The 21,275-nt window shown below is 49.4% G+C and carries 13 protein-coding genes; 9 read left to right on the top strand and 4 right to left on the bottom strand.

Going from position 1 to position 21,275, the window contains the following annotated elements; translation table 11 throughout:
* The first annotated feature begins 334 nt into the window (after positions 1 to 334).
* Entirely contained in the window at positions 335 to 736 is a 402-nt protein-coding gene (locus C3V43_RS05685) for a response regulator (protein ID WP_106068971.1), read from the top strand.
* Positions 737 to 840: 104 nt separating this feature from the next.
* Here C3V43_RS05685 and C3V43_RS05680 read toward each other — a convergent pair whose 3' ends face one another.
* On the bottom strand, positions 841 to 1,671 hold the full coding sequence (locus C3V43_RS05680; protein ID WP_106068970.1) for an outer membrane protein assembly factor BamD: 831 nt from the start codon (positions 1,669 to 1,671) through the stop codon (positions 841 to 843).
* A 93-nt stretch (positions 1,672 to 1,764) separates the two neighbouring features.
* Here C3V43_RS05680 and C3V43_RS05675 point away from each other — a divergent pair, with 93 nt between their 5' ends.
* Positions 1,765 to 3,195: a CCA tRNA nucleotidyltransferase gene (locus tag C3V43_RS05675; protein WP_106068969.1), complete on the top strand. Its 1,431-nt coding sequence runs from the start codon at positions 1,765 to 1,767 to the stop codon at positions 3,193 to 3,195.
* A 357-nt stretch (positions 3,196 to 3,552) separates the two neighbouring features.
* Here C3V43_RS05675 and C3V43_RS05670 read toward each other — a convergent pair whose 3' ends face one another.
* Positions 3,553 to 5,622 carry an RNA degradosome polyphosphate kinase gene (locus C3V43_RS05670; protein WP_106068968.1) on the bottom strand — a complete coding sequence of 690 codons (2,070 nt, stop codon included), beginning with the start codon at positions 5,620 to 5,622 and terminating at the stop codon, positions 3,553 to 3,555.
* Positions 5,623 to 5,731: 109 nt separating this feature from the next.
* Between C3V43_RS05670 and C3V43_RS05665 the strand changes: the two genes are divergently transcribed.
* From C3V43_RS05665 to rfbB, 3 genes are all read left to right on the top strand, one after another.
* A complete protein-coding gene (locus C3V43_RS05665; protein WP_106068967.1) occupies positions 5,732 to 6,223 on the top strand; it encodes a metallophosphoesterase family protein in 492 nt (163 codons plus the stop codon).
* A gap of 175 nt (positions 6,224 to 6,398) precedes the next feature.
* Positions 6,399 to 7,271 carry a glucose-1-phosphate thymidylyltransferase RfbA gene (rfbA, locus tag C3V43_RS05660; RefSeq protein WP_106068966.1) on the top strand — a complete coding sequence of 291 codons (873 nt, stop codon included), beginning with the start codon at positions 6,399 to 6,401 and terminating at the stop codon, positions 7,269 to 7,271.
* A 64-nt stretch (positions 7,272 to 7,335) separates the two neighbouring features.
* The gene (gene rfbB, locus C3V43_RS05655) at positions 7,336 to 8,475 is read left to right on the top strand and encodes a dTDP-glucose 4,6-dehydratase (RefSeq protein ID WP_106068965.1); all 1,140 of its coding nucleotides are present in this window, start codon (positions 7,336 to 7,338) and stop codon (positions 8,473 to 8,475) included.
* Between the two features lie 344 nt (positions 8,476 to 8,819).
* Here the strand turns inward: rfbB and menA are convergent, their stop codons facing one another.
* Together menA and C3V43_RS05645 are read right to left on the bottom strand one after the other, a co-directional pair.
* The gene (gene menA / locus C3V43_RS05650; protein WP_394336154.1) at positions 8,820 to 9,767 is read right to left on the bottom strand and encodes a 1,4-dihydroxy-2-naphthoate octaprenyltransferase; all 948 of its coding nucleotides are present in this window, start codon (positions 9,765 to 9,767) and stop codon (positions 8,820 to 8,822) included.
* Positions 9,764 to 12,760, bottom strand: coding sequence for a PEP/pyruvate-binding domain-containing protein (locus tag C3V43_RS05645; protein WP_106068964.1), 2,997 nt, complete (start codon positions 12,758 to 12,760; stop codon positions 9,764 to 9,766). The genes menA and C3V43_RS05645 overlap by 4 nt, the downstream gene beginning before the upstream one ends.
* Positions 12,761 to 13,160: 400 nt before the next feature.
* Between C3V43_RS05645 and C3V43_RS05640 the strand changes: the two genes are divergently transcribed.
* The 4 genes from C3V43_RS05640 to C3V43_RS05625 all read left to right on the top strand — a co-directional run bounded on the left by C3V43_RS05640 (position 13,161) and on the right by C3V43_RS05625 (position 21,268).
* The gene (locus C3V43_RS05640; protein WP_106068963.1) at positions 13,161 to 14,375 is read left to right on the top strand and encodes a uracil-xanthine permease family protein; all 1,215 of its coding nucleotides are present in this window, start codon (positions 13,161 to 13,163) and stop codon (positions 14,373 to 14,375) included.
* Positions 14,376 to 14,645: 270 nt separating this feature from the next.
* Positions 14,646 to 15,983 (top strand): NADP-specific glutamate dehydrogenase, encoded by a 1,338-nt coding sequence (gene gdhA / locus C3V43_RS05635; RefSeq protein ID WP_106068962.1) that lies wholly within the window; start codon positions 14,646 to 14,648, stop codon positions 15,981 to 15,983.
* A gap of 300 nt (positions 15,984 to 16,283) precedes the next feature.
* Positions 16,284 to 19,460, top strand: coding sequence for a SusC/RagA family TonB-linked outer membrane protein (locus tag C3V43_RS05630; RefSeq protein WP_106068961.1), 3,177 nt, complete (start codon positions 16,284 to 16,286; stop codon positions 19,458 to 19,460).
* Between the two features lie 11 nt (positions 19,461 to 19,471).
* Positions 19,472 to 21,268 (top strand): RagB/SusD family nutrient uptake outer membrane protein, encoded by a 1,797-nt coding sequence (locus tag C3V43_RS05625; protein WP_106070480.1) that lies wholly within the window; start codon positions 19,472 to 19,474, stop codon positions 21,266 to 21,268.
* Positions 21,269 to 21,275 lie beyond the last annotated feature (7 nt).

Genomic DNA, 21,275 nt, shown 5'->3' with positions numbered 1-21,275 from the left:
AAAGATAGTGTAAACCGAATAGAGAATAAAAATAAGTTGTTCGTTTTTTTTGTATGGAGGGGTTGTCGGCCTTCGCTTCATGTGAAATCAAAGCATGCGGATGAAAGCGAACTCTCATCCTGAAATAATGAATGAGAGACTGTTCTTAGGAGGAGGCAGTGAGCTATGCAGCGAGTTAAAAAGGGGGAAAACGGTCGAAAAGAAGCCGGATAAAAAACTTTTCAAGGAAAATTAGATCGTTTCTTATGTTAAGAAACAGCTTATCTCCTCTAAAAATAAGAACTTTACATTATTTTTTATTATCTTTGCAACTATAAAACGAAATACAAAGGTCATGGAAACTGAAAAAATGTCGGAAGAGTACCGACCGCTTATTCTGGTCGCAGAAGATGATGAAAGTAATTTTAAGCTGATAAAAGCCATCATCGGTAAGAAATGCGAGATACTATGGGCAAGAAACGGCGAGGAGATTGTGAATTTATTTAAGGAAAATCGTAGCAAGGTTGAAGCAGTTTTGATGGATATCAAGATGCCTGTTATGAACGGTCTGGATGCTACGATGCTTATACGTGAGGAGGATAAGGAATTGCCTGTAATTATGCAGACAGCTTATGCTTTTATGTCCGATCGTGAGAAGGCTTTGGACTGTGGTGCATCGGAAGTATTAGTGAAGCCGATTACTTTGAATGCTTTACGCATGTGCCTAAGCAAGTACCTGCCAAAATTAGTTTGGTAAGAACGTATCGGTAAAGATTATTAAAACAGCGCTGGGTGGTAAGAATCGTAGTTAGTTACGGTTTTATCACCCAGTTGTTTTAATCCTTGTTGGCAATTTACTTTTTATTCTATATTCTTTTTCTCTCTTTCCTCCATCTTCCGCTTTACAAATCCTATCTTCAGGTTGGCTTCCTCCATGTTCTTTTTAATCTCGGAGATAGACGAGAGCAGTTGTGCCAGTTCATAGACATCGGCAAGGGCCTGGCGGTCTGTGGGAGACATGGCGGTGGAATAGGGACGTTCTCCTTGATATTGTACTTTTATGTTGTTGTCCTTATTTAAGTAGAGAAATCCCATGACGTTGCCGTCCTCTCCCATTTTATAATCTGCTTTTTCAATCTTTTCGCCGAGGTCGGTGGTTTCGTAGCTGTCTTTGGAGGCAGGCGTTTCGGCGAAGCTTCCGTCGGGAGCAATTACCTTGACTGCAATGTGGTGGATGTTGCGGAAGCCGCAATAGATGGAGGTCATACTCATTATGCCGTTTTCGTCTACCTGAAAGCGGAGGAAAGAGCGGTGCAGGTTTTTCTCTATGACTTGTGACGGATGCAGGTAGTGCCCGATGTTCTGATATTCGGCATCTTTTTCAAAAACATATTTGCTTTTGATGGCATCGAATACCTGTTGTTTGGTTTGAAGCATGCTGTCAAGGTAGAGCAGACTCCTTTCTTGTTCTTTCAGTTCGATTTCCTGCATCAGCCCGATGCCGGCACGGCGTACATCGAAAGCTTTGGGATAAAGCGTCTTGATGCTGTCAATGAGAATTTTCGCTTCATTGTAGTTGCCTTGCTCGAAAGCATTGCGGGCAGCTTGCAGTTTTTCTTCGGCTTTTTTCTCGGTGTCGTTGCAAGAGAAGAGTGTGCAGCATAGGCACATCATTAGCAATCTTTTCTTCATAATTGTAGTTCTTGGAGTTAGCGGGGGCAAAGATAGTGTAAAATTTAGAAATAATATCCGTATCTTTGTGTCCTCAAACTGATTAATTGACAAATGATAGAGTTGACGGCAGAAGAGCTGAAAGCGCGTTTCAGTGACGATATATTCAAGCAGATTTCCGAAACTGCTGATGAATTGGGAGTAGAATGCTATGTGGTGGGCGGATATGTGCGCGACATATTCTTGCAACGTCCCTCCAAGGATATCGATGTAGTGGTGGTGGGTAGCGGCATTGCAATGGCCGAAGCGTTGGGAAAGCGCTTGGGATGTGGTGCGCATGTTTCTGTCTTCAAGAACTTCGGTACGGCGCAGGTGAAATATCGTGGCGTGGAGGTGGAATTCGTGGGAGCACGAAAAGAGTCCTATACGCACGATTCACGTAAGCCGATTGTGGAAGACGGTACTTTGGAAGATGACCAAAACCGCCGCGACTTTACCATCAATGCGTTGGCCGTATGCCTGAACCGTGCACGCTACGGAGAGCTGGTAGACCCTTTCGGCGGTATGGAAGACATGTGGGAGAGAACCATACGCACGCCGCTCGACCCCGACATAACTTTCAGCGACGACCCTTTGCGCATGATGCGTTGCATCCGCTTTGCTACCCAGCTGAACTTTTATATAGACGACGATACGTTCGATTCGTTATGTCGCAACCGTGATCGCATCTCCATCATCTCTAAAGAGCGTATTGCCGATGAATTGAACAAAATCATCCTTTCTCCCATACCCTCCAAAGGATTTATCGACTTGGACCGTTGCGGTCTGCTTCCGCTCATCTTCCCCGAATTCGTGGCTTTGCAAGGTGTGGAAACCCGTAACGGACGGGCACACAAGGATAACTTCTACCATACGCTCGAAGTGCTCGACAATATCAGCAAGCAAACCGACGACCTTTGGTTGCGCTGGGCGGCAATCCTGCATGATATAGCCAAACCCGTTACCAAGCGTTGGGAACCCCGCGCCGGCTGGACTTTCCATAATCATAACTTCATCGGCGAGAAGATGATACCCGGAATCTTCCGCAAGATGAAGTTACCTATGAACGAGAAAATGAAATTCGTTCAGAAGATGGTGAGTCTGCACATGCGTCCCATCGTGATTGCCGACGATGTAGTGACCGATTCGGCCGTGCGTCGTCTTCTGTTTGAGGCCGGAGATGATATAGACAGCCTGATGACTTTGTGCGAGGCCGACATCACGTCCAAAAACATGGAGCGCAAGAAACGTTTTCTGAATAATTTCCGGCTGGTGCGCCAAAAGCTGAAAGACTTGGAGGAACGCGACCGTGTCCGCAATTTCCAGCCTCCGGTGAGCGGGGAAGAAATCATGAAAACTTTCGGACTTTCTCCTTGCCGTCAGGTAGGAGCGTTGAAGAGCGCCATCAAAGATGCCATTCTGGACGGTGTTATCCCCAATGAATACGAAGCCGCCCGTGCATTCATGTTGCAACGGGCGGAAAAAATGGGGCTGAAAGAGGTTTAGAACTTGTCTTATTCGTCTTCAGCCTGAAATTTGCGGCTTACTTTCATCCGGTTGATGTTGTAGGCCACTACGTTCCGGGCTTCTTGCAGCACGATGCCTGTATGTTGCAAAAAAGTTACAAAAAAGCTCCTGTGATGAAAGACGGGAAACGGGCCGGTTTCTTCGACCTGAGCCGTACTGTAAGTTCGACTGTTGCCGTACTGTAAGTTCGACTGTTGCCGCACTGTAAGTTCGACTGTTGCCGCACTGTAAGTTCGACTGTTGCCGTACTGTAAGTTCCTCGGTGTCGGAGAAAAAGCCCGTTTTCAAGGGGGATAAGGAGGCATCCGGCATTGAATGCCGGATGGATGAAGAATCTCAACGATTGTTGCGCTGTTTCAGGTATTCGTAGAAAGTGTATTGCGAGCGCACCCGCTCCTTTTGCGGATGGGTAGATTTCCAGCAGTTGCGCAAATGGTCGTCTACGAAGCAGGCTTTCCGCTTGTCGGACAGTTGGATGGAGAGCATGTCCGTCAGTTCCCTTTTCAAGTCCGGGTCCAGAATGGGAGTGACGGCCTCGATGCGGCGATAAAGGTTGCGGCGCATCCAGTCCGGCGAGCCGAGGAAGAGCTTCGGATTGCCACCGTTGCCGAAATACCACACGCGCGCATGCTCCAAGAAAGTGTCTACGATACGTGTGATGCGGATATTACGGCTATATGCTTGTCCGGGGATGAGGCAACAAATGCCGCGCACGATGAGGTCTATCTCCACACCGGCTTCAGAAGCCTCGTAGAGCCGGTCTATCATGGTGGGATCTTGCAGTGCATTCATCTTGAGGATAATCCGTCCCCGTTTGCCTTGTCGGGCGAGTTCCATCTCGTGGTTGATGAGGCGGTTCAGTTCCGGTATCAGGTTGAAGCGTGCCACAAGCAACCGGTGGAACACCGTCTTCTCTTTGCCTTGCAGGGTGCGGAAAAGATTGTGAAGGTCGTTCACAATCACCCGATTGCATGTGAACAGACCACTGTCGGCATAGAGGGTGGCGGTTTTCTCATTGAAGTTGCCCGTGCTGATGTAGGCGTAGCCGGGCAGCTTGTGTCCCTGCCTGTCGCGGCGCAGCACCAATGCCACTTTGGCGTGTACTTTCAGTTTGGGAATGCTGTATATGATGTTGATGCCGGCACTTTTCATCATTTCGGCCGTGGCAAGGTTGTTCTCTTCGTCGAAGCGCGCTTTCAGTTCAACGAACACCGTGACCTTCTTGCCGTTCTGAGCGGCGGCTATCAAGGTGTTGATGACGGTGGAGTTTTCTGCCACGCGATATTGGGTTGCCATGATTTCGCGCACGCTTGGGTCGTGTACGGCTTCGTATAAGAAATGTATGAAATGGTCGAAGGAATGGTAGGGGTAGTGTAGCAGCAAATCCTTCTTTTCCACATATCGGAAGATGGACTCGTGCTCGTCCAGGCAAGTCAGCTTCATGGGTTGAGGCTTCTTGACGGGGCGTACCGATTGGTTGGGATTAGGCAGGTGGCGCAAGTCTTCCATATTGAGATGCTTGTCGCCGGGCACCAACTCGCGGCGGTCTATGCGGTAGGCATCTACCAGAAAGTTGAGGAAGTCCGCGGGCATGGCACGGTCGTAGACAAAGCGGCAGATGGCGCCTATTTTGCGCTTCTTTACCTTCGTCTTCACCTGCTCTATGATTTCCGAAGTGGTATTGACCGTTTCGTCTATCAGTATATCCGCATCCCGCGAAATCTTGATGCAATAGCTGCTCTCCACTTCATAGCCGGGGAAGATGGTGTCGATATTGGCCTTTATGATGTCTTCGATGAACATCAGGTAGTAATTTCTCCCCACTTTGGGCAGTTGGATGAAACGCGGCACTTTGCTGTACGGCAGTTTCATGACGAAATATTGCGTATGGTCGGGCGAACCTGCCGGCAGGTTTTTGGAGTAAAGGCGCACAGCCAGATAGAGGCGGTTGTCGCGCAGGAAAGAGACGATTTTGTCTTTGCTTACCGGCACGGGCGACAGATAGGGGAATATCTCCTCATAGAAGAAGTTGCGTATGAACTCTTGGTGAAACGGTTTCACATTCCGGCTCTGATAGAAGATGATGTGGTGTTTCTTCAGGGCGGGCAGAATCTGCCGTTCGTAGATGCGGATGCGGTCTTCCAGTTGGCGGTTCACCTCATCATTGATCTCTGCAACCAATGCGATGGCCGACTGCACCGATTCTTCGTCGTTCTGCGTCACTCCGCCGGCTATGGCTTTGTGGTCGGCCACCCGTATTTTATAGAATTCTTCCAGATTGGAGGAGTATATGGAAATAAAGTTGATGCGTTCATACAAAGGCAGTGTGTCGTCTTCGGCCTCCAACAGCACGCGATAGTTGAAAGACAGCCAACTGATGTCACGCTTGAAGTATCTGTTCTCCATAAGATTTCGGTTTAAGCAGGCAAGATTCAAAACGGGCACTGAAATAAATCGGGCTCTTGCTCTTATTTTGTCCAAATATAATTACCTTTGTTTAATAAACAAAAGAAAGATGACAAAAATCGGTTTATTATCGGATACGCATGCCTATTGGGACGAGAAGTATCTGCACTATTTCGAGCCGTGCGACGAGATATGGCATGCCGGAGACATCGGTTCGCTCGAAGTGGCGCAGAGGCTGGCCGCTTTCCGCCCGTTCCGTGCCGTGTATGGCAATATCGACGGGCAGGAAATCCGTCGGTTTTATCCGCAGACGTTGCGCTTCACGATAGACGGGGCGGAGGTGTTGATGAAGCACATCGGCGGTTATCCCGGCAACTACGACCCTTCCGTCAAAGGTTCTCTTTTGGTGCATCCGCCCAAACTTTTCATCAGCGGACATTCACATATCCTGAAGGTGAAGTACGACAAAACATTGGACATGCTGCACATCAATCCCGGAGCGGCAGGCATCTCGGGCTTCCATAAAGTGCGCACGTTGGTGCGCTTCGTTGTGGACAAGGGCACATTCAAAGACCTTGAGGTCATAGAGTTGGCAGGCTGAACGGCTGTCCGGAATCATTCGTCGCTGTTTCTGCCGAAAAAATCAGTCTGCATATTTTTTTATACATCCGGTTTGCATTATATTTGCAACCTGAATAGCAAGTAGAGCCGTGGGGCATCGTCCTCCTTCTTATTTTATTCTCCGTTTGATGTATCACCGAAAAAAGAACTGAAATATGAAAGGAATCATTCTTGCAGGTGGCAGCGCCACTCGTCTCTATCCCTTGTCAAAGGCTATCTCCAAGCAGATAATGCCCGTCTACGACAAACCCATGATATACTATCCGCTCTCTACCTTGATGCTGGCAGGCATACGCGAAGTGCTGATTATTTCTACTCCGCGCGATTTACCCATGTTCCGTGAGTTGCTTGGAACCGGCGAAGAGTTGGGTATGTCTTTCTCTTATAAGATACAGGAAAAACCCAACGGGCTGGCACAGGCTTTCGTGCTGGGCGCAGAGTTTCTGAATGGCGGGCCGGGCTGCCTCATTCTGGGCGACAACATGTTCTACGGTCAGGGCTTCTCGGCCATGCTGAAGCGTGCCGCCTCCATCGATAAGGGAGCTTGCATTTTCGGCTATTATGTGAAAGACCCGCGTGCCTATGGTGTGGTGGAGTTCGATGACGAGGGGAAAGCCATTTCTCTGGAAGAAAAGCCGGCACATCCCAAAAGCAACTATGCCGTTCCGGGCCTTTATTTCTATGATTCTACCGTGACGGCCAAAGCGGCTTCCTTGAAACCTTCCGCCCGTGGCGAGTATGAGATAACCGACCTCAACCGTCTGTATTTAGACGAGGGCACGCTGAAGGTGGAGCTCTTCGGCCGTGGTTTTGCTTGGCTCGATACGGGCAACTGCGACAGTCTGCTCGAGGCGAGCAACTTTGTGGCTACCATACAGAATCGCCAAGGCTTCCGTGTGAGTTGCATCGAGGAAATAGCATGGCGCAAAGGCTGGATAGACGTAGACCAACTGTATCGCCTCGGCCAACAGCTTGGAAAAACAGAGTATGGCAACTATCTGATGGAACTTGCCGACTCGCGGAGATAAGAAACGGGAGGACAGACCGAACCCTAAAGCTCATAATTCATAATCCAAAAAAACTCATAATCGCATGAAGACGTATCTTGTGACCGGTGCGGCCGGTTTTATCGGGGCTAATTATATCAAATACATACTGGCAAAGCATGATGACATCAAGGTGGTGGTGCTGGATGCCCTGACCTATGCCGGAAATCTGGGGACCATCGTCAATGACATTGATGATGTGCGTTGCTTCTTCATGAAGGGCGATATTTGCGACCGCGCATTGGTGGATGACTTGTTTGCCAAGTATAAATTCGACTATGTGGTGAACTTTGCCGCCGAGAGCCATGTGGACCGCAGCATCGAGAATCCGCAGCTTTTCCTGATGACGAACATTCTGGGCACGCAGAACCTGCTGGATGCTGCCCGCCGTGCCTGGGTGACGGGCAAGGACGAGACCGGCTATCCTGCTTGGCGCAAAGGTGTGCGCTATCATCAGGTATCGACGGACGAGGTGTACGGCTCGTTGGGTGCCGAAGGGTACTTCACGGAGCAGACACCGCTATGTCCCCACAGTCCGTACAGCGCATCCAAGACGAGCGCCGATATGGTGGTGATGGCCTATCACGACACGTACAAGATGCCGGTGACCATTACTCGCTGTTCAAACAACTATGGCCCTTACCACTTCCCCGAGAAGCTGATCCCGTTGATCATTAAGAACATCTTGGAAGGGAAGAAGCTTCCCGTCTATGGCGACGGCAGCAACGTGCGCGACTGGCTGTATGTGGAAGACCATTGCAAGGCCATCGACCTTGTGGTGCGCAAAGGCGCGGAGGGCGAAGTCTACAATGTGGGAGGCCATAACGAAAAGACCAACTTGGAGATCGTGAAACTGACCATCTCTACCATTCACCGCCTGCTGGAGGAAGAGCCCAAGTATCGCGAAGTGTTGAAGAAAAAAGAGAAGGATGCTGCCGGTCAGATTGATATCAGCTGGATAAACGAAGAGCTGATAACCTTTGTCAAGGACCGTTTAGGGCACGACCAACGTTATGCCATCGATCCCGAGAAGATAACCCGCGCGCTTGGCTGGTATCCCGAAACGAAGTTCGAGGACGGCATTGTGAAGACCATTAAATGGTATCTGAACCATCAGGACTGGGTGGAGGAAGTGACCAGCGGCGACTATCAGAAGTATTACGAACGGATGTACGGAAAGAGGTAGTATTCTTTCTTGGTCGGATTGAAAAAAGAAGTGTGCCGGTGTCTCTGCGGAGATGCCGGCACTTTCTTTATAGAGACGCTGCCTGCCTCGCTATAGTGACGCTGCCTGCCTCGCTATAGTGACGCCGCCTGCCTCACTGCGGTGACGTTGCCTGCCTCACTGCGGTGACGTTGCCTGCCTCACTGCGGTGACGTCGCTTGTCTCACTGCGGTGACGTTGCTTGCCTCACTGCGGTGACGTTGCTTGCCTCACTGCGGTGACGTTGCCCGCCTCACTGCGGTGACGTCGCATGTCTCACCGCGGTGACGCTTCCGCCCCCGTCGTAAGCCCTGTTTTGCCGGGCCCTACATCAGAATGGCAGCACTGAGCAGCAGCCCCATAAGCAGCATGTTGCGCGAGGTTTCGCCCAGTATGCCGTTTAGTTCTTTGCCGCTTCGTATTTGGCACATCCGTTGCCACGTGCGTATGTGGAAAAAGAGATAGAGCAGCGGCATGAGCAGTGCCGCAGGGTTGACGGGCAGGGCAGGGCTGCCTGTGACGGAGTTTATGAGGTCGTTGTCTATGCCGAACCGGAAAGAGAGCAGAGTGGCGGCAATGCCTAACCCCAAGTAGGCATAGCGTCCGAAAGGTTCGCCCAGACGTACTATCAGCGTACGTTTGCCGCTAAGGGCGTCTTGCTCGCGGTCGCGATAATTGTTTACTACCAACAAAGTGTCTATCACCAATCCGCAGACGAGCGAGGCCACAACCGCATCCGTGGTTATTTCGTAAGCCTGTACATAGTAAGTTCCTCCCACGGGAATAAAACCGAAGAAGACCAAAACCAGCAAGTCGCCCCATCCGTGATAGGAAAGTATCGTGGTGTAAAGAAAGGCAAACAGCACACAAAGCGCTCCCAATCCTATCAGCTCCCATCCATCGTAAGGCAGTTGCCCCCGGCAGGTGTACAACAATCCGCCGCCGGCAAGGCACGAGAGGAGGACGGCAATCCCGATGCCTTTCTTCATGGCTTCGGGTGTAATCCAGCCTTGTGCGCAGGCACGTTCCGGGCCGAGACGGTCTTCACGGTCGGTACCTTTCAGATAGTCGTAGAGGTCGTTGATGAAATTGGCGGCCACCTGCATGCCACAAGCAAAGAGCAGGCACAGCAGGGCGGGCAGGGGAGTGAATACTTCGTCGGCAAGAGCCAGCGAAGTACCTGTCAGTACGGGGATGAAGGCACCCGTCAACGTTTTGGGGCGGGCGGCGAGCATCCAAGCGTGGATTGAGTTGGTTCTTACGGTTTCTATCATTGTTTTTCTATTATGGGGAAAAGCGGTTGTTCCGGCATCAGCACTACTCCTTGTTTTTTCTTTCCGTCCATCTTTGCGATGAGTGGATGCTCAAAACGCACGTGGCGCAGATACTTGGTTTCATATGCGGCAGGCTGTGCGTTGAGGAAGTCCTGATTGTACACTCCGTCGTTCATGAAGGCATTGATGGTGAAGTAGCCTACGCCGAAGGAAGTCAGGTTCTGGAAGAAGTGGGTTCCCTGGCTCGGGTCTATGCGGTAATTGGTCAATCCTGCCTCCACTATGATGCGGGCTGCGCTGATGTGCGGCCACTTCACCGGAATGCCCAGCCAAGTGTCGCTGCTTCCCCATCGTCCGGGTCCCACAAGGACATAATTCTTGCCTTCGTCCAGAAACTTCTGGTTCAGCTTTTCTATCTCCCATGCAATCTCCTGATTATGCGAGGCACTGTAATCATCCGTCTTTACGTAGACCACATCCTGCATCTCGTTCATGATGCCATGCCCCAGCGAGTTGTTGGAGCGGAGCAATATCCGGTCGTCGGAGATGAGCGAGAGGTCTTCGTCCAGCATCTCCTTGCTGTCTACAATGGGGCGGATTTGCAGCAGGTAGAAAGTTCCGGATTTATCTTTCTCGCGGTTCAATGTAGCGGCAAACTCTATTTCTACGGGGCGGCGCATTTCCTGCTGCCCGTATTTCAAGACCAATTGCAGGATGCGTGCCAACGGAAATACATCGTGCTGGAGGATATTGGCAAAGGTGATGACTTTGCGTCCGCCGGGGTAGAGCCCGTCGCGGATTATCTGGTCGTATGGGTCGTAGGTAGAAGCGATATAATTCAGCGAACCGTCCTTTTCCGCTTCCTTTACGTGGAGTTTCAGCAGGTTAAAGCCGTCGTCTATGGAGAAGTCGTGGCCGGCATTGCGCAGGTCGAGGGCGTAGAAGCGGGTCTGCGTCTCTTTCAGGGCGATTTCCATTTCGCTGGTCTGTAGCACCTTGGTGGGGTGGTAGGGAGAGAAACGCAGTGTCATGCCTCCGTCCACGATGTACTTGCCCAAGCCGAGGGCCAGGTTCACAGTGCCCTCTTCCGCCTTCTCGTCACCGATGGGGTAGTAGTTGAGCGAACGCGCCACGCCTGACATGGAAGGATAGTAACGGTCGCCGTAATAGTTGCCCGCCACTTCTTGCAGGATGACTGCCATTTTCTCTTGGTCGATGACGTTGCTCGTTGCTTGCATATATGCTTTTGAGTCGTGGAAATAGACAGAGGCATACACTCCTTTGATGGCGTCGCCCAGCATGCGCAACATTTCATACTTATCGTCCAAATAGGGAATCATGTAGGTATTGTAGATACCGGCAAACGGTTGGTAGTGGGAGTCCTCGAGCAGCGACGACGAGCGGATGGCTATGGGAGACTTCACCACGTCGAAGAAGGTGAAGAAGTCTTCAACCAACCGGTCGGGCAGTTTGGCTTTCAGGAAGTAGCGCAAGATGGTGTCGTCGTCCGCATCCGACAGAGCCACCTGATATAAATTGTTGGTATCCATGAACTCGTCGAACACATCCGTGCAGAGCACAACGGTCTTCGGGATGGCCACATTGGCATTCTCCAACTCTTCGAACTCGGGATGGTGCTTCACCATGTTGTCGATGAACGCCAGACCGCGCCCCTTGCCTCCCAGCGACCCGTCGCCTATGCGGGCAAAATTGGAGTAGCGGTCGAAGCGGTCGCGCTTGAAGACGGCCACCACCCCTTGGTTCTTCATCTTGCGATATTTCACGATGGCCTCGAAGATGATTCTGCGGTGTGCATCCACATCCTGCAAACTGTTCCATGTGATGGGTTTCAGAAACTCGGCCACAGGAAACATGGCACGCGAATAGAGCCATCGGCTGACATGGTTGCGGCTGATATGATAAAGGAACGATTCTGCCGGTACGGCAAACAGGATGTTCTGCAATTCCTTGAGGTTCTTTACGCGGGCAATCTCTTCCATCGTCTCCGGATTGCGGAAGATGAAGTCGCCGAAGCCGAAGTTGTCCGATACGATGCGACGCAAGTCCACATCCATTTTCTTGGAATTCTTGTCGATGAAAGTCGCTTCATATTTGGTGGCATACGTGGCATTGTCCGACTCGGAAGACTGTATGATAAGCGGAACGAACGGGTCTTCTTTCCGTATGGCGGCACAGAGCTTTATTCCCGCCAATTCGTCCTTCTCGCCACGCTCCGTACGTGGGAAGCGCACGTCGGTGATGACGCCTAATATATTGTTTCTGTATTTCTCGTAAATGCCTGTGGCTTCTTCGTAGGTACGCGCAAGCACTATTTTGGGGCGTCCCCTCATGCGCAAGGTGCGTTGATGAGCGTTCAAGGCCTCGGTGGAGAACTCCTGACTTTGCTTCAGGATGAATTTGTACAGATTGGGAAGAACGGAGGAGTAGAACCGGATGCCATCTTCCACCAGCAAGATGAGTTGCACGCCCACTTCATTGACGTCGTGCTCCAGATTCATCTTATCCTCTATCAGCTTGATGATGGATACCAGCAGATCCGTATTGCCCAGCCAGCAGAACACATATTCGAATGGAGTCAGGTCTTCGTTGGCTATGCGCTTGGTGATGCCGTGGCTGAAAGGCGTCAATATCACCATGGGGATGTGCTCGTAGCTACCCTTGATTTTCCGTGCCACGTCGAACCCTTCGTTGTCTCCCGTTCCCGGCATGCAGATGATAAGGTCGAAAGAGATGGAAGCGAGTTGCGCCAATGCTTCGTCGCAGGTAGATACTTGCGTGAAACGAGGTGGGTAGCGCAGAGAGAGTGAGGTATATTCATTGAATATCTTTTCGTCTATTCGCCCGTCGTCTTCCAGCATGAAGGCATCGTATGGGTTGGCTATCAAAAGGACGTTGAAAATGCGCCGTGTCATGAGGTTGGCGAACTGCGTGTCTTTGAAATAAAGCCGGTTCAAATTATACTTACTGAGCATGGTCTCTCGCAGTTGATGGTTTCATGTCACAAAAGTAATAGAATCAGGCCTAATCGGATGGTTTTTCCGTAACTTTTTTGTTTTTCCTGCATATACCGGGGGATGTATGGCATAGTTTCCATATCCTCACGAAGGGGAATGATGAGAGGCGGCGCACTTTTACATTATTGCCTGAGTTCGGGACAGGCGGTTCCTTTTGCTGAAGATGAGGGGGGGCTGCATCCTGTCGGCCGGATATTTCCCGGACTCAGGTATTATTCATTCATAAAGGAACGGTTTCCTTTATTCGTTCGTTAAAATCATCTCCGGAGAATGTTGGCATATCGAGTTTTCTTTTTACATTTGCACGTTCAACCATCGTTTCGGGTCAGAAACGGTCATACCTTATCATATAGAATTAATGAGAATAGAAACACTTTCAACCACAAAAAAAGCCGTTGTCGGCGTGCAATTTCTTTTCGTAGCCTTTGGCGCAACAGTACTCGTACCGCTTCTTGTAGGCATTAATCCTTCGACGGCGCTTTTCACCGCCGGATTAGGCACGTTCATCTTTCATTTCGTGACGAAAGGCAAAGTACCCATCTTTCTGGGCAGTTCGTTTGCCTTTATCGCACCCATCATCGCTGCTACCGAGCAGTGGGGATTGCCGGGGACATTGGCCGGGCTGACCAGTGTGTCGCTTGTTTATTTCCTGATGAGTGCGCTTGTGAAATGGCAGGGGAAGAACTTCCTCAATCGTGTGTTTCCACCCGTAGTCATCGGCCCCGTCATTATCCTCATCGGACTGTCTCTTTCGGGTAGCGCCGTGAATATGGCAAAAACAAACTGGTTGCTGGCATTCATCTCGTTGACTACGGCGATACTCGTGCTGACTTACGCACGCGGGCTGATTAAACTTGTGCCGGTGATTTGCGGCATCATCACGGGATATATTGCGGCCATGCTCATGGGAGTGGTAGACTTGGCACCGGTGGCGGCTGCTCCGTGGTTCACCAATCCGGTTTCGTTATCAACCATTACCCATTTTCAGTGGGCACCTTTTCTCTATATGATTCCCGTTGCCATTGCTCCGGTAATTGAACATATCGGTGATGTATATGTGGTGAGTGCCGTGGCCGAAAAAGATTTTGTGAAAGAGCCGGGACTGCATCGCACCATGTTGGGAGATGGATTGGCCTGTCTGGCTTCCGCTTTTCTTGGAGGGCCTCCCGAAACCACTTATTCGGAGGTGACGGGCGCCATGTCAATCACCAAGGTGACAAGCCCTGCCGTGATACGTGTCTCTGCTGCTACTGCTCTCGTCTTTTCGGTTATCGGTAAGCTGAGTGCGGTGTTGCAATCCATTCCCGAAGCAGTGTTGGGCGGCATCATGCTGTTGTTGTTTGGAACTATCGCAAGCGTGGGGGTGCAGAATCTCATTCAGCACAAGGTGGATATGAACGAGACGCGAAACGTGATAATCGTTTCCGTAACACTGACTATGGGCATCGGTGGTGCCGTATTGTCGGCCGATAACTTCGCTTTGTCGGGTATAGGGCTTTCTGCTATTGTCGGAGTATTACTCAATTTATTACTGCCGAAAACAAAGCAGCAAAAAACAGCTCAACAGAAATAAAAAGATAGACCGATTCTTGAAAAGAGAACGTATCGACTAAAAGTCTCTATATAATATAAGGTATAAGAGGCAGAGTTCACGGGCATGTGTCATAGAGGCAATGTCGATCCGTGAACTCTGCCTCTTGACATTTTATTATTAATTTATCAAAAATATGAGATAGTTCTTAGGTTGTTTGAAAAGTTTTCCTATATTTGCACTGTTCTTAGTTGACATTTTGTTTTAGAAACATAGAAGTTAACAAGGTAATAACCTATAAAACGTAATATTATGAATATCGAACGTATCATGGCCTCTTTGGAGGCAAAGCATCCCGGCGAGTCTGAGTATCTTCAAGCCGTAAAGGAAGTTCTTCATTCCATCGAAGATATCTACAATCAACATCCTGAGTTCGAGAAAGTAAAAATTATAGAGCGTCTGGTTGAGCCTGACCGTATTTTTACCTTCCGTGTAACTTGGGTGGACGATAAGGGGGAAGTTCAGACCAATCTGGGCTATCGCGTACAGTTCAATAATGCTATTGGCCCTTACAAAGGCGGTATCCGTTTCCATGCTTCCGTAAATCTGTCTATTCTTAAATTCTTGGGCTTTGAACAGACGTTCAAGAACGCGTTGACCACATTGCCTATGGGTGGCGGTAAGGGCGGTTCCGACTTCTCTCCGCGCGGTAAGAGCGATGCCGAAATCATGCGCTTCTGCCAGGCGTTTATGCTGGAGCTGTGGCGTCATCTGGGTCCGGATATGGACGTTCCTGCCGGCGACATCGGTGTAGGCGGTCGTGAAGTAGGCTATATGTTCGGTATGTATAAGAAGTTGACTCGCGAATTTACGGGTACTTTCACCGGTAAGGGGTTGGAATTCGGAGGATCGTTGATTCGTCCTGAAGCAACCGGTTTCGGTGGATTGTATTTTGTTCACCAGATGCTTGAGACTAAGGGAATTGATATAAAGGGAAAGACCGTGGCTATTTCCGGTTTCGGAAACGTGGCTTGGGGAGCTGCAACCAAGGCTACTCAGCTTGGGGCAAAGGTTGTCACCATTTCAGGACCCGACGGTTACATCTATGATCCGAATGGCATTAGTGGCGAAAAGATTGACTATATGCTGGAACTTCGTGCATCGGGCAATGACATTGTGGCTCCGTATGCCGACAAATTCTCCGGTTCTACTTTCGTTCCCGGCAAGCGTCCATGGGAAGTGAAAGCAGATATCGCTCTGCCTTGTGCCACTCAGAATGAGTTGAACGGTGAAGATGCACGGCATCTTATCGATAATAAAGTGATGTGTGTAGGTGAAATTTCCAATATGGGATGTACCCCCGAGGCCATCGACCTCTTCATTGAACACAAAATGATGTATGCGCCGGGCAAGGCAGTGAATGCAGGTGGTGTGGCTACCAGTGGATTGGAAATGTCACAGAACGCCATGCACCTCAGCTGGAGTGCCGCCGAAGTGGACGAGAAACTCCATGCCATTATGCACGGCATACATGCTCAATGCGTAAAATATGGAACAGAGCCTGACGGCTACATCAACTACGTGAAAGGTGCAAACATTGCCGGTTTCATGAAGGTTGCACACGCCATGATGGGACAAGGAATTATCTAAGAGAGAAACTTTGTTTAGTTGTATTTGTATTTGTGGTTTACTGCTGCCCTATGCCTGTGAAGGTATGGGGCAGCTTTTTTAGTAATATCGGAAGGGGGAGTGCCACTTCATTGTGGGGCTCTTTTTTATAATTCGCTGTCTTCCGTCTCAAAATGCTTGTAGGAAAGCATTTGAAGCATTGTTGTGTACGTTTTTGTACATATTCTGTATGATTATAGGGCTTGCCCTGCATCGTATATTTCTACTTTTGCGCATAAATTTTGTTTTAATTGATTTTGTTAACAGTAAAAGTCAAATTGTATGAAAAGACAGACGAAATTGAGTGGCGCAAAAAGGTGTATCGGCTTATTGGTCTTGATATGCTGCTCTTTTGTGGTGCAGGCTCAAACATCGGTCACGGGAACGGTAGTCGATGAGGCCGGATTAGAGGTCATCGGCGCCAATGTAAAGGAGAAAGGTACGTCTAACGGTACTATCACCGGTGTAGATGGGAAATTCAGGCTGCAAGTAAAAGATCTGCAAAAGTCCGTGTTGCAGGTTTCTTTTATCGGTTATGAATCTAAAGAAGTAAAGCTCAACGGACAGCGGAAAGTGAATGTGATTCTGAAAGAGGTTGCCAACGAACTTCAGGAAGTGACTGTAGTGGCCTACGGTACACAGAAGAAAGAAACGCTTACGGGAGCCATTTCGGCGTTGAATAACGAAGCGTTGGTGCGTTCTCCGAATGCCAGTGTGGCAAATACGCTGGCCGGACAAATCACGGGGCTTTCTTCCGTGCAGACAAGCGGACAGCCCGGTTTGGAAGACCCCAAGGTATATATCCGCGGAGTGGGGTCTTTGTCGGAAGCCGCTTCGTCTCCTCTTATATTGGTGGACGGTGTGGAACGCTCTTTTTTTCAGATGAATCCGAATGAGATAGAGAGTGTGACGGTGCTGAAAGATGCTTCTGCTACGGCTGTTTTCGGGGTGAGAGGTGCCAACGGCGTTATTTTGGTCACTACCCGCAGAGGAAAAGAGGGAAAAACCAAGATTGCCGTCAACTCTTCGGTGGGCATACAGATGCCTACGCGTGTACTGAAGATGGCCGACAGTTATACGTATGCCACGTTGCGCAATGAAATCATTACGAATGACAAACCGAATGCCACCCCGGAAGATATGGTGTTCGACAGCTATTCCATCGAGCGCTTTAAGAAAAACGACGAACCGATTCTTTATCCCAATGTGGATTGGAGAAACTATCTGCTGAATAAGGCATCGGTTCAGACGCAGCATGATGTCAACATTTCGGGTGGTACATCCGATGTGCGTTACTTCATCTCTCTGGGTTTTCTCTATCAGAATGGTCTGCTCAAGCAGTTCAAGGGGATGGACTACGACAATAATTATAAGTATAAAAGATATAATTATCGCGCCAATTTCGATTTTAATGCCACCAAAACCACAACACTTAAAGTAGGCATAGGCGGGCGGGTAGGCAATCGGAACGAGCCGATGATTAGCGATAATGTGAATTCCATATGGACGTTAATCAATCAGTCGACCCCTTTCAGCAGTCCGGGCATTATCGATGGACAGCTGATTACTACACCCGAAGAGCGTTTCCAAAATAAAATCAATTTGGGAAACAGTGTTCTCCCCAAGGTGTACGGTACAGGCTATTTCACCGCCATCCAGAATACGATGAACCTTGACTTGCTGGTCAATCAGAAGCTGGATTTCATTACTAAAGGCCTCTCCATCGAGGTGAAGGGTGCGTATAACACCGGCTATGGCTTCACCAAGCAACGGAAAGGGGAAGTGGAGCAGCATCTGCCGTTCTACCGCTCGTCGCTGGAGCATCCGAATATGGCTTATGATGCCCCCGATTTCAATAAAGAAGTGGTTTATAAAATAAAAGGAGAGAATAAAAGTCTGCAATATGACGAACGGACTTCACGCAGCAGAAACTGGTACATGGAAGGAAGTCTGCGCTACAATCACAAGTTTGGCTTACACAACGTGGGTGGATTGTTATTGTATAACCAGAGTAAGAAGTATTATCCTCAGCAGTGGGCCAGTATACCGTCGGCATACATTGGCTTGGTGGGGCGTCTGACCTATGACTATAAGTCGCGCTACATGGCTGAGTTCAACTTCGGCTATAACGGTTCCGAGAATTTTGCTCCCGGCAAGCGGTTCGGCGCTTTCCCCGCAGGGTCGGTGGGATATATCCTTTCGGAAGAGGCATTTATGAAGAAACAGAAAGTGGTGGATTATTTGAAACTTCGCGCGTCTGTCGGGCTGGTGGGTAACGACCACTTAGGCAACAACCGCTTCTTGTATCTGCCCGATTCGTATAATGTGAATCTTTCAGGCGTGGATGGCTGGAACAACAATAAATATGGGTTCAATTTCGGCTCCGATGGTAAAGGATACATAAAGGGAGCACTGGAAAACCGTTTGGGAAACCCCATGGTTACCTGGGAAAAGGCACTTAAACAGAACTATGGTATGGATGTTCATTTCTTGAAGAGCCGTTTGAAGTTATCGTTCGACTATTTCCGGGAAGACCGCAAAGATATCTTGATTAATCGCAGAACGGTTCCTTTGCTTACCGGACTCACGTCGAGTGTGCTGCCGGCAGTCAATATGGGTAAGGTGAAAAACCAAGGCTATGAAATAGAGGTGAAATGGAACGATAAGGTGCGCGACTGGAGATATCGAATCAACGCCAACATGTCTTATTCCAAGAACAAAATCGTTTTCCAAGACGAAGTGGAACCCAACTATCCTTATATGTGGCGTACGGGTAACCCGGTCGGCACGTTGTTTGGCTATCAGGCATCCGGATTTTATCTCCCTGAAGATTTCGACGCCAACGGAAAACTGTTAGAAGGAATGCCCGATCCGGGAGTTGCGGTGAAACCTGGCGACATCAAGTACAAGGATTTGAACGGCGACAAGAAAATCACGTCGGATGACCAAAGTGTCATCGGACATCCTACGCGCCCGGCCTATACGTTTGGTTTGAACTGTCAGGTGGATTATAAAGGTTTCTTCCTTACGATGAACTGGACCGGAACGGCGCAACGCTCGCTATTGCTCAACGATGCGTTCAGGGAGCCTTTCGGAAACGGTAAGATACGAGGACTGATGCAGTTTCATGCCGATACACGCTGGACGCCCGAGACGGCAGGAACCGCCACTACACCGCGATTCACCGAAACGAATGCTGTGTACAATATGCGCAATTCGTCGCTTTGGGTGCGAGACGCTTCGTATCTGAAATTGAAAAACATGACGATAGGCTATAACTTCACGGATAAGAAACTGCTGAAAAAACTGGGTATCCAACAATTGGGCATTCAGTTTACCGGATATAACCTGCTGACATTCGATAAGTTCGATATAATGGATCCGGAAGCCAGCCCCGATAATGCAGACTCCTATCCCATTATCAAAATATATAATGTAGGAATCAACTTAACTTTCTAATTATGAATACGATGAGAAACTATCGAGAATACATGGCTACTCTCTCTTTGTTTTTGGGAGGCATCTTTGCCGGATGCGAAGATATTAAATTCGGTGAAGCTTTTCTGGAAAAGCCTTTGAGCAATGAATATACCATCGATTCGGTTTTCAACAAGAAAATCTTTGCCGAGCAGGCTTTGGCGGAGGCCTATCACTCCTTACCCGATTTTCTGCCTTCACAAGGACGGATGGGATATGGTGTATTGGAAATATTGACCGATATAGGAGACTGGACCAAAAAAGGTGCTCCGAAGTTCTATACCGGTACGGTGGATGCCACCAATGATTTTCTGGAACATCTTCCTTATAGGCCGGACACGGATAAAAATACGAGAGGGGTAGGGCCCATATACGGACTTCGGCGGGCGTATATCTATCTGGAGAACGTGGATCGAGTGCCGGACATGTCAGATGAAGAAAAAGCCTTCGGTAAGGGTGAGGCCAAGATGATCATCGCTTACCATTATGTGCAGATGCTTCGCTACTACGGGGGTATGCCTTGGATTGATCATGCTTATACGGCAGGAGATGAGATGATGATGCCCCGTATGACCGTGCAGGAGACGGTGGAAAAGATTGTAGGATTGCTGGATGAAGCCGCCGCTCTTTTGCCATGGGAATGGAAAAACCATGCGGACGACGACGGACGTATGACGGCCGCTGCCGCTCTGGCTTTAAAGTCGAGGGTACTGCAATTTGCGGCCAGTCCGCTGTTCAATGCCGAAAAACCATATAAAGAGGGAGAAGCCGCATCGGCACATCTCGTATGGTATGGCAACTATTCGTCCGAGAGGTGGCAGAAAGCGCTGGATGCCGGATTGTCTTTTCTGCGTGAAAACAATAAACACGGTGGCATTTATCGGCTGGTGAATACCGGAAATCCCCGTGAAGACTTTGTGGCCGGATATTTCAAGCGCAACAACCATGAGACGTTGATTTCTTCGAGACGTTTCACCACCTATATGATAGGTAAGACGCCTTTTGCACAAATACGCTACGGAGTGGCCTCGCCCACATTGAATTACGTAGATATGTTTCAGATGAATGACGGTACGGAGTTTGACTGGAACAATCCCGACCATAAGAAGAATCCTTTCTTTGATGCTTCGGGCCATCCGCGACGGGACATTCGCCTGTATGAAACGGTTGCCGTGACGGGAGATAAATTCAGAGGGCAACAGAAGGTGGAGATTTATGAAGGAACCCAACAGTATCCTTATAAGAGCGGGCGCATGAGCTATAATGGCTTCGCGATGCGTAAGTTCATCCGCAATTTCAATGAAGAGGTAAACGGTGAACCTTATATCTGTCCGTTGCTGCGCTTGCCGGAAGTCTACCTGAATATGGCGGAGGCCATGAACGAGTTGGGTAAGGCCAACGTTGCCGATGAGTTCGGGCATACGGCTTATGATTATGTGAACTTGGTGAGGTCGCGGGCCGGAATGCCGCCTCTGACGGCTGCCACAACCCGGCAGGGAGAGCCGTTGCGCGAGGCCATATTGCGCGAAAGGGCTTTGGAATTCGGTTATGAGGAGGTTCGGTATTTCGACCTTGTGCGCTGGAAACGTTCGGATTTGTTCACCAAACCCCTGTCTCGTCTGATTATAAAGAAAGCGGGGAAGAATTATACTTATAAGGTATCCACTGCGATGGCCGAACAGCGGAAACACGTCAGACCGGACAGGTGGGACGAAAAGTATTTCTTGCTGCCTTTGCCCATTTCCGAGATTAATAAGAAATATGGATTGACGCAAAATCCCGGCTGGTGATAAGCCT

Source organism: Prevotella heparinolytica (assembly GCF_002998535.1).
Classification (GTDB): Bacteria; Bacteroidota; Bacteroidia; order Bacteroidales; family Bacteroidaceae; genus Bacteroides; species Bacteroides heparinolyticus.
The sequence above is the reverse complement of the archived record's forward strand: the minus strand, read 5'-3'. Positions and strand labels throughout refer to the sequence as shown.